The sequence below is a fragment of the Paenibacillus validus NBRC 15382 genome (genome assembly GCF_004000985.1).
GTDB lineage: Bacteria > Bacillota > Bacilli > Paenibacillales > NBRC-103111 > Paenibacillus_G > Paenibacillus_G validus.
In genome coordinates this window covers 1-16,754 of sequence record NZ_BIMH01000050.1, presented here as the reverse complement: position 1 = coordinate 16,754, position 16,754 = coordinate 1, and the positions used below count along the sequence as shown (strand labels likewise).

Below are 16,754 nucleotides of genomic sequence, written 5' to 3'. Positions count from 1 at the left end.
CTCTTTAAACTTTATTGGTGATAATTTTCTTGCTTAGTAAATAAGTAACCGGTACTGTAATTATTGTCACTACAATAGGGCTAAATTTATCATCAATATTTAACAAATCAACAAGTAAAAACATGCAAATCATGTTTATTAAATATTGAATAATATATACTAAAGGATATTGAAACATTTTTCTAAAAGATAGCTTGGTTTTAAAAGCAAACTTTGAATTCAAAATATAGGATACCGGAATACCCAGTATATAGGTTATCGTATATGAAATACCATAGGGCGCAAACGACAACATCAATAGGTACAGCAAATACGTCATACCTGTATTTAAAACACCAAGCAATATAAACAACAAAAACTGTTTATTGATAAATTTCATCAATAATATATGCAGGACGCTTCCTGCTTTCATCTAATATCCTCCAGAGGTATTCTCCAATTATTCCTAACATGACCATAATTAATCCCAATAAAAAGGTTATTAATGCAACAATCGTTGACCAACCTTGTAACGGTACCGTTCCAAGAAATGCATTTACTATTACAAAAATTCCATACATGAAACTAATAATTGCAGTTATTACTCCAATCGAGGACATAAACCGAATTGGGGCATAAGAAAAACTGACAAACGAATCAACAAATAATTTTATTTTTTTGGAAAGTGTCCATTTGGATTTGCCCAGCTTTCTTTCTTGCCTAACATACGGAATAAAAGCTTGTTCATGCCCGAGCCAAAAAATTAAACTCATAATATTCGTATTTTTTTCATGAATTAAATTAATTTCTTTCACGACTTGTTTGTCAACTAATACAAAATCAAAACCACCAGAAGGGTAGTTTTTTATTGCCAATTTTTCCATCAGGAAGTAATAGCTATTTGAGAAAAGCTTTTGAGAAAAAGACTCTTCCCGATCTTGGCGCGTAGCCATTACTACTTTTATCCCATTTTCCCATTTTCTAATCATTTCTGCAAATAGTTCAGGCGGATCTTGTAAATCTGCCGCGATTATTCCAACACAATCTCCTTTAGCTATGGTGAGTCCCGCCTGAATGGCGGACATAGAACCAAAGTTTTTACTCAATTTTATAACCTTTATACGGGAATCTTTAGTTTTATGCTGTAACAATAACTCTAATGAATTATCCTTAGAACCGTCATCTACAAAAATGAACTCAAAATTATAACTCGGCAAAAGTTTTTGTAAATTTTGAAGCCGCGGAACGGTGTGTGGTATGTTTAACTCATTATAATAAACAGGAACTACAATAGAGAAAACTCTTTTGTCTTCTTCAGTATGCATTAAGGGCCTCCACAACCACTTGAACTTGATCTAATGGCATAACCGGACTTATCGGCAAACTGAGCACCGTTCGATGAATCTCCTCCGATATTGGATATTGCAATTGGCTCCATTCTTCGTAAGCTTTTTGGTGATGTGGAGGAATCGGATAATGAATTAGTGTTTGAATACCCTTATCCTGAAGATAAGCTTGAAGATGTTCTCTGCTTTCAGTTTGTACTACAAATAAATGCCAAACATGACTTTCAGGCATATTCTGCACAAAAGGTTTAATAATTTTTTCATTGTGTACATGATCTAAGTAATATTGGGCAATTTTTCTACGAGCTTGATTATCAGCATCAAGGTAACGTAATTTTACCCTTAACAAGGCTGCATGCAGTTCATCTAGTCTGCTATTTACGCCTTTATACAGATTCTCATATTTTTTGTGAGAACCGTAGTTCCGGATTGCACGTAACTGGCTCGCTAATTGGTCATCATTTGTTGTAATAGCCCCTCCATCACCAAGTGCACCTAAATTTTTCCCAGGGTAAAAACTAAAGGCACCTGCATCACCAAGATTCCCTACCCGCTTGTCTTCATAAATTGCGCCATGCGCTTGGGCACAATCTTCGATAATTCTCAGATTATGCCTGCGAGCTAGGTCTTGGATAGGTTTCATATTACAGGCTTGACCATACAAATGAACTACCATAATTGCTTTTGTATTTTTAGTTATTTTTTCTTCGATTCGGGTAGGATCGATATTAAAAGTCCCTTGCTCAGGCTCAACTAATACGGGAACAGCTCCATTTGCTGATACCGCCAGGATGGAAGCAATATACGTATTTGATGGAACAATAATCTCGTCATTAATACCAATACCATAACCTCTAATGATCAAAGTTAGAGCATCTAAGGCATTTGCTACTCCTATACAGTGCTTTACTCCACAATAATCAGCAAATTCCTTTTCAAATTGATCGACTTCTTGACCGAGAATATACCACCCCGAATGAAGTACTCGATTCATTGCATTAGTAATCTCTGCTTCATGTCTGATATTAATTTCTTTCAAGTCTAGAAATGGGATCATGTTATTCACCTATTAATTTGATTTCTTTTCCAACATATTCGTAGTTTTTTTTACACTTATTACACTTTAATTCATTCGTAAGTTTCTCCCCGCAATTACATACATATCCTCTCATTTTTGCAGGGTTACCATACCATAATGTATTGTTTGGAATATCTTTTGTAACAACAGATCCAGCCCCTATCATTGAATATTTGCCAATACGATTTCCTGCAATAATCGTAGCATTGGCGCCGATCGAAGCCCACTCTTCAATAATAGTCTGCTCAAATTTTTTAGGATATTGCTTTGACCTAGGCTTCAAGTCATTTGTGAATGTTACATTCGGGCCAATAAAGACATTATCTTCGATTCGGACACCATCCCAAATATACACACCGGATTTAACAGTCACATTATTTCCAATAATCACATCATTCTCGATAAAAGTTTGATCATTTATATTGCAATTTTCACCAATTACAGCGCCTTGTAAAATATGAGAAAACGCCCATATCCTTGTATCTCTTCCTATATTATCCGTTTCGACTAGAGCATTTGGATGCTTATAGTATGTCATTTTCCATACACCTCGAGAAAGAGTTCATAGTCCCTTATATAGTCCTGTGGATCGTAATGATGCGATGCTAGAACCAGAAGTACACAATCATCACTAAAATCATACATTTCATGCCAGTCTTCAGGTTCCAATAAGAGCATTTTTGTTTGAGTATTCAGTTCAACCACATCTTTACGCTTGCTATTATCCAAAAATATTTTACAACGACCAGAAACACAAACAAGGACCTGTCTTGTTTTGTAATGCGCGTGGAATCCTCTTCTGATTCCTTCCTTAGTTCCGTAGATGTAAAAAACTCTTTTAATTTCAAAAGGAATTGTTAAATTTCCTTCTATAACAGAAAGATATCCTCGCTCATCCCCAAGCTGTTGTGTTTGAATGATTTTACTGGACATAATGCCTCCTAAAATTCTTTTAAGGTTATATCTGTCACCTCTAGCGATTGTCCTTCATTACCATTCTTGTAATCATAAATACCAATTGATATTTTAGGAAAATGGTCAAGATCTGTGTTAACTGTTTTCTTTACTAAAATCAAATTGTTTGGAGTTCTAATAACATCTGGGACTATATCCCAGTTTATAAATCCATATTGAACATCTTCTTTTCCTTTATACTTCTCTAGATCAGATTCTGTTAAATAAGCATGAAAATATAGAACCTTATTTGAAAAGATCTCAGTGTTTGTTTTGGGATCAAATTGAAAATAAAATGTCAATGTAGAACCTTCACGAAAATACCGAATGTCTTTTAAAATGAAAGATTTATTAAATTCAAAGTCACTAGAATATATACTTATTGATTTTTTAAAATCAATCTCTGTTTCAAGAGCTTGACTCTGTACTGTTCTAACACTATTCAAATTAAAATATTTTGAGAAAACTTCATTTGTCCAATTTTTTGTATCTTCTGTTATATCTCTAATAAAGACATGCCTGCTCCCCTGATCAAATGTAGGATGTTCAACAACACTATATTTGGGCAGTATTACGTCTTTTATATTATTTTCGACACTTTGTGATACTATTTGCATTCTTTCATTAGTTTGTTGATGAAGTGTTTTATACTGAACTAACACTATATTTAATGAAAAAGTCAATGGAATTAATAAACCCACTGATAAAATAATATTAACCACTCTATTATTAATTATTTGTTTTATATAATTATATAAGATTACAATAGCTATTAAATGAAAAACTGCACCGATAAAAGAAGTCCTTAAAGGAAAATATGGAGACATAATCATTATAACCTGCATTAAAACTGACATAATGAAAAACAATGCTGCTAATAGTACTTGTTTTTCATTTATAAAACTACTTTTATCTTTTCTCAAAATTTTCATAACAAATAATAATACCACTAAAACAAGAAAAAAAATTACAAGAATAAACTGATGTAAATAAATATCTTTTAACACCGAGGTAAAGAAATAATATATTCTACTAATATCAAATCTATTAAAATTTTCAACACCTTCAACCTTAGCTCTTATTGAATTGCCTGGAGATAATACTAAGAACGGAAAGCCTACAAACAAGCCTAAAAATCCAGAATAAAACCAACCTGGAATCATTTTCTTTTTTGTTCTCAAATATAAATAGAATAGAACAATAGCTAGAAAGGACACAGGTACGAAATTTTCAACGGTACCACCTGTAATAAAACCCATAAAAGCCATTAGTAAAGCAGAAAATTTGGGATACTTGTCCAAAGGTGTACTTTGTTCACCAAAAAGATATCTGTAGGGTAACATGAATAATAAACATATTACAGTAGTCCATAGATAAACTATTGAACCTGTGGTCCAGAATACTGTTTCGCCGATTACAGGTAAACCAAACCAGAATAAAAACACTATAAGGATAATATTATCAAACTTAACTTCTTTTGAGTTGATGTATAAGCTTACTAAAAAGAAAAATAAAATTATTACAATAGTATTTACTACATTAAAAAACATATCTCCCGCATATATTGATAGATACATTAAAAAACTAGAAGTGAATCGGCCTGTCCAGCCAATATAAACTAAATACGTGTTTTTTATTATATCTGCAAATGTAGTCATCCTGTAAGAAGTTCCTCTTATATAACTATTTACATAGTCATCCGCAAATTCAGGTGCATAAATATTGACGATTAGAAAGTAGATAGCAAACAACGAGAAGAAAAGCATAGCAAAATACAGCCTTGATTTATTGCCCACAATTTAACTCCACCTTTAAAGTATGCTCTATTTTAGCCCTAATATAATTCCAAGAATTTTTTTCAAGAAAATCATCTAGCTTTAACATATCGAATGGTTTATCAATTGATTGAAGATTATCAAGGATTATATCGAGTTCGGTATAATTTGCATATATATTTAAACTGTTAAATCTTATTGTTTCACTACTTTTAACCGAAATCACTTTCTGGTTACAAGCTAAGTATTCATAAATTTTAACAGGATTAATAGTATCTAACATTTGACTCTTCTTAAATGGATATAAACTGTAATCAAAACATTCAATTACTGCAAACAACTTATCTTTTGAGACAGGTTCATAGTAGTGCAATTGTTTTGATTTTAATCTATTTGCTTTTACGTTATCTCTGCCAACAATAACAACATGAAAATTAGTTTTTTTTCCTATGATTACTTTAATTGCATCATAATCAAACCAATGATCCACTGTACCTATATACCCAAATATAATATTTCCTTGTTCTTTCAAACTTACAATTTTTTCGACTATATTTTCTGGAAAAGCCGTTGAATATAAATTATTCACATCAATGCCGTTTCTAATTATTTTTATTTTCTTATTTAAGGATTCCATAAAGCTTGTTATTAATTTTTCGCTAGAAACAAATATAATATCTGCACGTTTAACTAATTTTTGCTCCTGCATGGTAATAACTTTTTTCAATATTGGATTTGTAGTTAAAGCTGCATAATCGTCCATTTTATCATATACTGTTTTTTTAATTGGTTCATTAGCAATTATAGAATAAAAAATAGGACTTCCTAACCAAATAACATCACACCATTCAATATATTCACGAAATTTATAAGTTTCAATATATTTGTTTAAAGAAAATATATCTAAAGACCGTGGTATATTCAAGATACCTGAAGGGCGATAAACTCTCAGATTATCGGATATTATACTTATCTTCTCTTGAAAGTCCTTTGTTCTAATAAATAAACTCCTAAACAAGCTAATGGATGGTTCAACGAATATTATCTCATGTTCCTTCGACAATTCTTCTGCTATGTGTTGAGGTCTTTGTTTTAGATCATCCCAATATATTGGAGAAAAATATAGAATCCTCATTTTACACCTTCTCTTAGAACAATTTAATTGGCACCTTTTCAGGTGCCAATTTTCGTAATAACCGCTTCTTTCATTATTGTAAAATCTTTTAATTTGATATCGATAAGTTCTTCATAGGCTGATATTTGACTTTCCTGTAGCAGGATGTCATATTCAATACCTTTATAAGGGACTTTAACAAGTAATGCTTTCAATTCTTCCTTTAATATTTCTAGACGCTCTCTATCATAATTTATATCCGATTCCATCGGAGCGTATAAATCCTTTTGAAGTTGATAATTAGTTATAACACTTGCTTTCACTGTTTTTCTTACATGTTCTTCTGTATATCTGTCCAAGTCAACGTCATGATAAACAGTTGCCTTTGGATTTAATCCCACTTTCAGACCTATTTGCTTCATTAAGTAGGATACAACGATCTCTTCACCACCTGCATAATCATTACCCTTTCTACCGTAAGAGGTTCGGAAACCACCAATTCTCATTAAAGCATCAGTTCGAACTCCAAAGTTAGCTCCGTAGGGAAATTCCCACTGATAATTAGATTCGCTAAATGTTTCTCCAGGTACTATCAATTGACTCCAAAGTGCTTCCATGCCGGGTCTGACTATTTCCGGTTTATCCCCCGGATATTTTAATACGATGTTACCACCAATTACGCCTGCTTCTGGATGTTCTTCAAAACAACGCACGGTTTCAAAAAGCAAATCATTTGTGGCAACAATGTCATCATCCAAATAAAGAAGATTTTCACCTCTTGCTTCGAAAAGACCGGCATTTCTTGCGAAGGAAAGACCCTTGATTGGAGCAACAACATATCGAATAAACTCATCGTTCAATTTATGATTTTGCGAGATCTCTAATATCAGTTGTTTGATCTCATTATTAAGATAATCATTGTTAACGATGATAATTTCATATTGATCTTCAGATAATGTTTGATCAATTAAAGAATTAATGGCATTCATAAGTTTTGATGTTCTTTTGTAAGTACAAATAATTACAGTCAATTTTTTAGTATAAATTCGTTCTGATTCTATTTCCCCTTCAATTTTATAGAGGTGTCTATTTTTTATTTTCATATCGATAAAAGATATAATTGAAGATGGGTCTATAATTTTATATACTCCTGTATACTTTTCTTCCAACGGGCTACTATTTCCCTGATTATTACATTGTATAACTATATCCCAATCATTTGCTTGATTCCCGGTATAAAACGAAGTACAAAGGATTTTGTATCCATTGCCCAACACCATTTCCCCTGAATCTTCAAACACTAAATTACATATTGGAATTGACATATTAATACTCATACTTTTGATTTGGTTAGCTGAAAGTATAAGATGTCCACGTTTTTCTATTTCAGAAATTATTGAAGATTTGATTACAGAATCTCCATGAATAACCCAAATCATAGGGGACAAATAATAATCTCGTCGATAATCATCCAGAACCATTAATTTATAACGATTAGCGGTTATTCCAAGCTCTTTATCTTGTGAAGTTAATGACTTATCATGAAATCTGTATCTATAGATTGGTTTGCTTGTATTAGTGTGTGCCAATTCAAAGAGTGAGTTAACTCTCATCCAATAATCATAGTCTTCTAGAGTATGCTTAAAAGAAGAGTAATCCTCCAAGATATGTGCAACTTTTGCACGATACATAAAGGCTGCGCCTATCGTGTTATTAGGATATACATTTAACTCATAGGTTGAATACGGAAGATTAACTACTGTAGGGTCTTTAGACTCCTCGTACCACCCGTGATTGGTTAGTAATTCACCTTTTTCATCGATCAGGCGCATATTTGCATAGACCATCCCAAGTTCAGGGTTCGCCTTTAACTCATTTACTAATACCTCAAGAAACTCAGGCTCCATAACGTTATCAGCACTTGTCCACGTTAAGTACTCACCTTGTGCCAATCTGAATCCGCGTGATAGTGTCTTAGGTATTTTTCGATTTTCTTGATGAACTACAATGATTCGTTGATCTAAGGCTGCATACTCATCTATGATTTGGGCGGTCCGATCTTTAGATCCATCATTAATAATAATGAGTTCGAATCTTTTATAAGTCTGGTTAAGGACACTTTCAATAGACTCCGATACCATATCTTCGCCGTTATATACCGGCAATACAATTGATACCAGATCTTTTTCTAAGGCAACCTCATAATTTTGGAAGGATAAATTTGAGTCTTTCTTTTTTTCTTTGTATCTATAAAATTTATATTCATACCAATTTAATTCACTCTTACTGTTGTAGCTTTTCGAAACCAGACTACTATCATTATTATTTGTTATTTCCCTCCTTAATTTACTCTTCATTTTCATGAAAAGCACTTTCATTCCGTATTTTTTATATATGGTAAAGGCTTTTACTAAGTAGATAGCTTTGGTTTTTTCCAATATAGATCTCAAAAGATTAACCACTCTCCATCGTTTCGAATGATATATATTATCTAGTTCTTGTTTTAATCCTTTATTCCATTCAACTTGTTCTAAGTAACTTTGATGTTTGCTTTGTAGCTCATTTTGCAAGTAAACATTTTGATTTTCTAAGTTTTCCAGCAAAACTTTATTATTAGCAAGCTTATTGATTAATAATTCTTTAATTTGAACGGTTACGTTTATATTTTCTTTCAATGCAACAACATTATCTTGCAGTGCAGTAATGGTTTCCTTTAAGGTGAAAATGTTTCTTTCTTTTTCTTGAGATATTTGGTCAATGGATTCAATCAGCTTATTTTTTTCTTCCAATTCTTGTCTAACCAATTTTAGCTCAGTATGATATTTATACATTTCTTGTTCAGTGAAATCGAGTTTTTCTTTTATTGTTTGTAACTGCTCACCATATGTTAGAGATGCTTTCTCCAATTTTGAGATATTTTTGTTCAACCTTGTATGAGCTGCTTTAGAGTAGACATCTATTTCATCTATTAAAAACTTTTTTATTTCTGTTAAGCATAAATCAAGGGTCTCTGTACCGAGAACAGGAAAATAATTTTCCCGAAAAACTTTTCTTTTATCTGCGTAGTCATCATTTAAAGCATTTAGTATCGTCTTATGAAGATCAGATGGTTTTTCACAATACGGTACAATATCATTTAATATGATAAGTTCCTCAAGTGCTGGGATACCTTCAAATTTCTCTGGATGGACAGGTTGGAATACAATCACAGGAGTATCGGAAACTATAGAATCAAATATGGCACCAGAGCCATCTGAAAGAATGACATCTGTTTTGTACAATAATTGTTCAAGCGGCGTTTTGTGATCTAGCACTCTTTCGCAAATTGTGTTTGCCAATTTAACTCTTTCCGGTTCTAAGAAAGAGGTACCATGATGAAGCTTTATTGTAATATCATACTCATCTTTTAATGAATAAAGTTCGTGCGAAATTTTTTCAAGCGAGCATTCCGGGCCATAGGTTGGAAGATATAGTAATCTTATTTTTTCTCCAGTTTGTGTGCTTCTATTGAGTCTATAATTTGCAAATTTAATAGGTCCGGTAATTATGCTTCGAGTATACCCTTTTAATACATTATAATCATAAGTACTGCTGCAGAAAGAAAGATCGAATTTTACTCCCCAACTATCAAGATTCCAGGTTGGCTTGGCTAGTCCGTATTGATATCTGATCTTATAATCGGCATTAACTTCGATATAATAAGGTAAGTAGGGATACAATGCGATTTTGTAATGCACTTCAGGTGCAAACTCCAAAAAAGACACACGGTATCCTTTCTGCTCCAGATGTAAATACGTATCTCTAGTCATTTCACCCCACTGATCTTCTAATCTCGGAATAATTATATCGTAGGAAATATCGTTATTATCAAGTTTTATTATTAAAGGCTCCAAAGTCTCAAATAGAATTAAATTATGAATGATTATTGCTATCGAAGCCATTGGACTCCTCCAAAATTAAATATGGGATCAGTTCTGACACCCGATTAATTATAAGATCCGGAAACACCGATGTTTTTTCAATAGCTGACCTTGATGTTTCCCCACTTAAAACACAAATAAAATTAGCGCTTATATTTAATGCCAATTTCATATCAGTGTACAGCCTATCTCCAATGACATAAACAGATTCATTATTTTTTATAATATGCTTGACCATTTCCGCATTTGGCTTTCCGAAGACTTTATTTGGCTTTTGACCCGTTACCTGTTCAATAATTAAAGTTATTGAACCAATGTCAGGTATCGGCCCGTCAGGCGTTGGACAAGTAAGATCACAATGACTTGCAATATAAGGGATACCTTTGTTAATAAAAGAACAAACTTTGGCCAAATTTGAGTAAGTTAATTCTGTATCATAGCCGATTACCACCAGTTCAGGATCGCCTGATTCAACTTCAATACCTTCGTTGAACAACATATCCTTCATGTCTTTGGTACCTAGTACAAAAGTTTTTTTGATTAATTCTTCTTTCAAATAATTAATTACACCGTCCGTTGAAAGTAAAATATCACTTTCTGTGACGTCTATTCCCATCAACTTTAATTTGTTTACTAGTTTATTTTTTGAGTAAGATGAGTTGTTTGATAGTAAATAAAAAGGTACTTTTTGTTCTTTTAAAGTTTTTATAAACTTATCGGAATGAGGTATCAAGTTATTTCCTACAAACAAAGTTCCATCTAAATCGATAAAGAATTGAGATTTTGTTTCAATAACATGGCCCAGGCTCTGATTTATTCTGGAGAAGTAAAGATCAGCTTTTGCCAAATCTTGATTGTCATCGATTTCAACCCATTTCAACCCTTTGATATCACATGGGTTCATCATTAATTGATTGTTGAGCAAGAGACTTTGTATAGCAACCTCTGTCCATTCTTTAAGGTTATTTTTATTTTCGATTATCTCTGTTAACTCATTAAATAATATCAAGGACGATTCTTCTGAAAATTTATACAGATCAATAGAGCAGGCAAAAAAATCATCTTGTTTTATTTGTTTGGATATATCTCTTATAAAGCCTGCTGTATCGGTTGTAACTTTCATTGATTCTTCCATATAAACACCAGTATCGACTGCAATAAGATCTGTCTTATTATGCTTCACTACTCTTTGAATAATGCCATCTTCAAATATAACATCACCATTACTTAACAGAAACGGTGAACCGTTGATATATCTCTTCGTTAAATATAGGGAGTACATATTATTCGTAGACTCAAAATCTTCATTTTCAATAAATATAACTTTCATTTTTTTATATTTAGATTTTAATTTTAAGCTTAAAATTTCTTCAGAACGGTATCCTATAACAACGTAAGCTTCAGTAATACCGTTTCTTTCATATTGACTTAGTTGGCGTTCCAATAAGGATTCACCGTAAATTAAAGTAAGACATTTCGGCTTCTCATTAGTAATTGGTCTTAGACGCGACCCTATTCCTGCTGCAAGAATAACTGCTTTCATTTTCTGATGCCCCTTTAGATTTCCGCTAATGTATGGAAACCACTATTTTATTTTCCACAAAAATGAGACCTGGAACATAATTTTTTTCGATGGGGGGAACTTCAAACACTACTGCAATACTTACATTATCAAAATATAAAGGCTCAAACGGTTTAGGTTTCAGACCTATGGAAACAGTATATTTTCCGCTTTCTGAAAGTAAATTTTTAAAAGTAAAGTTTGTTTCCAACAGTTGCCCAGACTTCATTGTAGGTACAAGCTTAGCTGTGTTATAAATATTCATTCCAAAGACGTCGACCCCATTATGGTTTCTAACCATGTAGCCTATGGTTCCTTCTGTATCAACATCTACGTAATATTTTGCTATTAAACGTAATGTTACAGTTGAACCAAAAGGTATTATATTGCTGATCTTTCCATCTACCAGCAAATCTGCCCTAATAAATTTTGCTTCGCCTGTGCCAGAACGAAATTGATTAGCCCTTGCTTCAAACTCGAGGTCATTTTCTATGGCTAATTCTTTCTCTACATCGGACTCTCCACTCATAAAACTTTCCAATGATTTGACTTTGTTCATATCCGCAACTTCTTGATTAATCATATTTTCATAAGTTTGGGCTACTTCTTTTACTTCACCAATCTTTACAATTTCACCCTTGCTTAACAAGATACCTTTATTACAGAAACTTTTAATCGAATCCATTGAATGTGATACAAATAAAATAGTGCTTTTCTCAGCCAATTGTTTCATTTTTGCAATGCATTTAGCTTGAAAATAAATATCACCTACGGATAAAGCCTCATCTATTATTAGAATATCAGGATCTACATTGATGGCTACCGAAAATGCAAGTCTAGCAAACATACCGCTTGAATACATTTTCACCGGCTGGTTTATAAACTCACCAATATCTGCAAATGATATGATTTCAGATATCTTTTTATCCATTTCATCTTTGCTATAACCCATAAGGGTTCCATTTAAATAAATATTTTCTATTCCTGTTAAGTCAGGATTAAAACCAGCACCTAATTCTAATAGTGCCGCTACTTTACCATGAACAGCAATATTTCCTGATGAAGGTGTTAAAACCCCCGTAATAATTTTTAACAAAGTAGATTTCCCTGAACCATTTTTTCCAATAATCCCAACAGCTTCCCCTCTTCCAATTTGAAAGGAGATCTTATTTAAGGCTGCAAACTCCTTATGATACTTCTTTCCTGTCGGATTCAACGTTTCTTTTAATCGATCTTTTGGATGATCATAAATCTTATATATTTTTGTTAAATCTTTAACATCAATTATTATATCATTTGTCGCCATTCTAAGTTCACATCCTACAAAACATCCGCAAAATGAGGACGTAATTTTTTGAACAACCATACGCCTACAGAGAGGATAACCAGAGTAATGATCCAATAGTAAGCCGTTAGAAACGGATGCTCCCAAAACCATTCTTTATAAATAAATGTTTGCCTGTAACCTTCAATAATATAGAAGAATGGGTTTAATTTAAAAAGAAAGATATATTTATCAGAGACTATACTCATATTCCAAAAAATAGGTGTTAACCAAAAAAAGAAATTCAAGCCCATACCGATAAGTTGAGCCACATCTTTTAAGAATACTACTAATGTTGATGTTATCCAAGATATACCCAAAACAAGTATGACACTTGCTATTAGGTAATATATTACCTGTAATACATACAAATCCAATGCATAACCATAGCATATAAAAAAAACAAACAACACTACAATAAAAAAAACATGGATTGATAACGAAGAAATAATTTTAATTATAGGCAGTGTACTCACTCGGAATACAATTTTTTTCACAAGGTAAGAATTCTCAATGATTGAGTTTGAAGCACTAGAAATACTTTCAGAGATAAAAAACCACGGGACAAGTCCCGTCAGCAACCAGAGTACAAACGGAATGTCTCCAACAGGCGTAGATTTAAAACCTATTTGAAATACAAACCAATAAATAAGTATACTAATCGTTGGCTGGACAAAGGCCCAAACTATTCCAAGAACAGAACCTAGGTATTTCGTTTGCACATCTTTGATTGCAAGAGTCCAGATCATCTTTCTATTTTTCATTAAATCTAATATGAATGAAACCATTTAATATAGCCCCTTACTTTATGCTGCTTAATAGTTTAACACAGTCATAGACTCTAAATCTTTCAATTCCCTCTCATCTATTAAATATTTTAGCAAATTAATAATTTTAAAACTACTATTCATAAGAAACCCCCCAATAAAATTAACATTTGGCTCCTTCTTCTTAAATATGATAAAATTTTTGTCGTATAACATAGAATTTTAGTTAGATAGGAGCATACCCATGGGCACGAAAAAGCCTCAACCCGGCTATTACAGCGGAACCAAGAAATCAGCTTCAACCTCAACTAGCGCAAACTCAATCCTATTGTGGATCTTACTCGGCATCACTAGTCTCTTCCTCTTCTGGGCTCCGTTCCAGAAAGCATTGTTCAACGGGAACTTCTCCTCTTTTGAAGGACCGATTTTCTCATCACTAGTATGGACGTGCATTATCTTCTTTTTGTTGTCGGTTTTTCTTTTCTATCACTGGAAATTACAAACGCAAGCCGATTTGCTAACGATTGCCGTATGGCTGATCCCCATTTCTTACTTGATTTCGACATTTTCGGCAGCGTCGTCGACTCTTGCTTTTAATTTGTTTTACATCCAAATTATTTATGTGGCATTTTTCTTGCTGGCGTATTATATATCTAACGCGAAATTCGGACTAACCTTTCTTAAATATCTGCTGATCGCATCAGCGTACGTTATTGTGGCCTTCGGTTTGCTGAACTGGCTCGGGCAGAAGGAAGGCGTCTTCCGTTTAGTCAATTGGTTCGCTGCTGACATGGGCCTACTGAAGTATTATGAGCATGCGGTCATGGAGGACTCCAATGGTCCGCGTCTGACTTCTGTGTTCCAGTATGCGAATACATACGCCGGATATTTGATAGCGATCCTTTTGTGCGCCGTTCATATGCTGATGACCTCCAAGCGCTGGTACACGATAGCGTTGCACGCCCTGTTTGTCGTGCCGATCATCATCTCTTTCTTCGTTACGCTGTCCCGCGGCGCCTTAGTTGTGCTGCCGGTCATTGTACTGCTCGTGCTCCCGTTCCTGAAGCTTTATAAGCAAGTAACATACCTGCTTCACTTGCTAATTTCATTTGTTTTATCTTTCATCATCCTGAATCAAGTCACAACCGTAGGCGTGCAGTTATTCAAAACATATGATTCGCAGACGGCTCTGAGCGCTTGGACGAGCCTGATCCTTTGTTCGCTCGGGTATACGGTCCTTGCGGTATTGATTCAATTGTTCGTAGAGCCTTGGTTACAGCGTAAGCTTGATAAGCTGCAAAGCAAGCGTTTCTCCCACATCGGCTTGCCGCTTATTGTTGTGGTTGCAGGAACGATCGGAGCGGTGCTGCTCCTGAACGATACGGGCGTAACAAAGATGCTCCCGGAAAATATCCGTACCCGTATCGAGAACATTAACTTTCAACAGCACAGTGTACTGGAGCGCGGTACATTTTATAAGGACGCCATTAAAGTGTTCGAGGATTATCCTGTTTTTGGCGCCGGGGGCGGGGCTTGGAGCTCGCTCTACGAGAAGTACCAGAACAACCCTTACACCAGCAGACAAGCACACAACTTTTACTTGCAGTACTTGGTAGAAACAGGAATTGTCGGGGGTATTATCTTCATCCTCATCCTTCTGTCCATCTTCTATATTTACATCAGGAACTATTTACGACAGAACGAGGAAGAGCGAGAGCATAGATTTATTTTCTACATCATCGCGATTGGGCTGCTTGTTCACAGTGCACTGGACTTCGACTTAAGTTTCGTATACTTGGGCTTACTCCTTTTTCTCTGCATGGGGGCGATGGTTTCTTCCGATACGTCAGAGGTAAAAGCCGCATGGCTGCAAACACTCGGTACTAAAAAGTGGGCATTCCCATCTATTCTGGTTGTTCTATCGTTTATTTTATTCTTCAATGCCGTACAACTGGTCAGCGCAAACCGCAATTATACAACAACGAAAAATTTACTGGCATCCGGTAATACGGACTTTAATCAACTCATTGCACCTTTGAATCTGGCTTTAGAGCAGCGTCCGACTCATCCGGAATACGTGCTTCAGAAAGTAGCGATTTTATTTCAAGTATACTCGCAGTCCAAGGATGAGAACTATTATAAGGAAGCCGTATCCTTGATCGATCAAGCAAGGGAAAAAGAACCTTTCGATTATTTTTTGATCGAACGAAAGATTCAAAGCTATTTGTTGAAGGATAACCAACAAGAGGCATTAAACCTGGCAAGTGAACAAATTGACAACTTCCCGTGGAAAGTAGCCTTATATGAGAAGGCCATCGATCTGGCCACCCGACTCGGGGCACAAGCCTTCGAGAAGCGGGATCAGCAAAGTCAAGAGCAATACTGGTCCAAGGCAATTGAGCTTTATCATCGATTCGAATCGCAAAAACAAGCGCTAGCCAGCTTGCCTAAAGAGCAGTTGCAAGGGAATGAATTTAGTTTGACCCCTCAAATGGGCTTCTCACTTGGACAAATTTATTACTTACAAAAGAAATATCCGGAATCCGAGAACATGCTCCGCATAGGAGTCAGCGATAACCTTGCAGATGCCTTTACTCGCCAGAACACCAGATGGTACCTTGCCGCGCTGCAAAAGCAGGGCAAGAACGACCAAGCGGTTTACGACAAGCTGGTCGCAGCGGATCCGAATGAGAAGAATGAAGTTCAATTTTTAGTGAATCTCAAATAAATAAGAAAGGAGCTATTCCGATGAAGGAATAGCTCCTTTCTTTTAGTCCTCCCGCCGGGCCACCCGGCTTACGGCTGCGTACAGCTGCTGCCAGGCGGGAGACATACCCCCGATGTGCGGGCTGCTCGCCCCCGCGCCTTCGGCCGCGCTCGCTTCCGGCGCAGCCTTGGAGCGGACCTTGCCGCGCGCGCTGGTGCCGCGGCCCTTG

The 16,754-nt window shown here is 34.9% G+C and carries 12 protein-coding genes; 1 reads left to right on the top strand and 11 read right to left on the bottom strand.

Translation table 11 applies throughout. The annotated features are described in order from the left end of the window. Positions 1–4: 4 nt before the first annotated feature. From PVA01S_RS22360 to PVA01S_RS22310, 11 genes are read right to left on the bottom strand one after another with little or no spacing between them, the layout of a single operon-like run. Entirely contained in the window at positions 5–379 is a 375-nt protein-coding gene (locus tag PVA01S_RS22360) for a GtrA family protein (protein WP_280531828.1), read from the bottom strand. Then, complete coding sequence (locus PVA01S_RS22355; protein ID WP_127609683.1) at positions 363–1,304, bottom strand: glycosyltransferase family 2 protein; 942 nt, start codon at positions 1,302–1,304, stop codon at positions 363–365. Before PVA01S_RS22355 ends, PVA01S_RS22360 begins: the two co-directional genes overlap by 17 nt. Further along, the gene (locus PVA01S_RS22350) at positions 1,294–2,382 is read right to left on the bottom strand and encodes a DegT/DnrJ/EryC1/StrS family aminotransferase (protein ID WP_127609681.1); all 1,089 of its coding nucleotides are present in this window, start codon (positions 2,380–2,382) and stop codon (positions 1,294–1,296) included. Before PVA01S_RS22350 ends, PVA01S_RS22355 begins: the two co-directional genes overlap by 11 nt. A gap of 1 nt (position 2,383) precedes the next feature. Next, complete coding sequence (locus PVA01S_RS22345; RefSeq protein WP_127609679.1) at positions 2,384–2,941, bottom strand: acyltransferase; 558 nt, start codon at positions 2,939–2,941, stop codon at positions 2,384–2,386. Then, positions 2,938–3,336 (bottom strand): sugar 3,4-ketoisomerase, encoded by a 399-nt coding sequence (locus tag PVA01S_RS22340; RefSeq protein WP_127609677.1) that lies wholly within the window; start codon positions 3,334–3,336, stop codon positions 2,938–2,940. Before PVA01S_RS22340 ends, PVA01S_RS22345 begins: the two co-directional genes overlap by 4 nt. A gap of 8 nt (positions 3,337–3,344) precedes the next feature. After that, entirely contained in the window at positions 3,345–5,153 is a 1,809-nt protein-coding gene (locus tag PVA01S_RS22335; protein ID WP_127609675.1) for a DUF3329 domain-containing protein, read from the bottom strand. Next, positions 5,143–6,267 carry a glycosyltransferase family protein gene (locus PVA01S_RS22330; RefSeq protein WP_127609673.1) on the bottom strand — a complete coding sequence of 375 codons (1,125 nt, stop codon included), beginning with the start codon at positions 6,265–6,267 and terminating at the stop codon, positions 5,143–5,145. The genes PVA01S_RS22335 and PVA01S_RS22330 overlap by 11 nt, the downstream gene beginning before the upstream one ends. 38 nt (positions 6,268–6,305) lie before the next feature. Beyond that, positions 6,306–10,187: a glycosyltransferase gene (locus tag PVA01S_RS22325; protein ID WP_127609671.1), complete on the bottom strand. Its 3,882-nt coding sequence runs from the start codon at positions 10,185–10,187 to the stop codon at positions 6,306–6,308. Next, positions 10,159–11,709 (bottom strand): HAD-IIA family hydrolase, encoded by a 1,551-nt coding sequence (locus PVA01S_RS22320; protein WP_127609669.1) that lies wholly within the window; start codon positions 11,707–11,709, stop codon positions 10,159–10,161. Before PVA01S_RS22320 ends, PVA01S_RS22325 begins: the two co-directional genes overlap by 29 nt. Positions 11,710–11,734: 25 nt before the next feature. Beyond that, entirely contained in the window at positions 11,735–13,033 is a 1,299-nt protein-coding gene (locus PVA01S_RS22315; RefSeq protein WP_127609667.1) for an ABC transporter ATP-binding protein, read from the bottom strand. Positions 13,034–13,047: 14 nt separating this feature from the next. Continuing rightward, positions 13,048–13,839, bottom strand: coding sequence for an ABC transporter permease (locus PVA01S_RS22310; RefSeq protein ID WP_127609665.1), 792 nt, complete (start codon positions 13,837–13,839; stop codon positions 13,048–13,050). Between the two features lie 223 nt (positions 13,840–14,062). On the opposite strand from PVA01S_RS22310, the gene PVA01S_RS22305 reads away from it, so the two are divergent. Then, positions 14,063–16,546, top strand: coding sequence for an O-antigen ligase family protein (locus PVA01S_RS22305; RefSeq protein ID WP_127609663.1), 2,484 nt, complete (start codon positions 14,063–14,065; stop codon positions 16,544–16,546). Positions 16,547–16,754 lie beyond the last annotated feature (208 nt).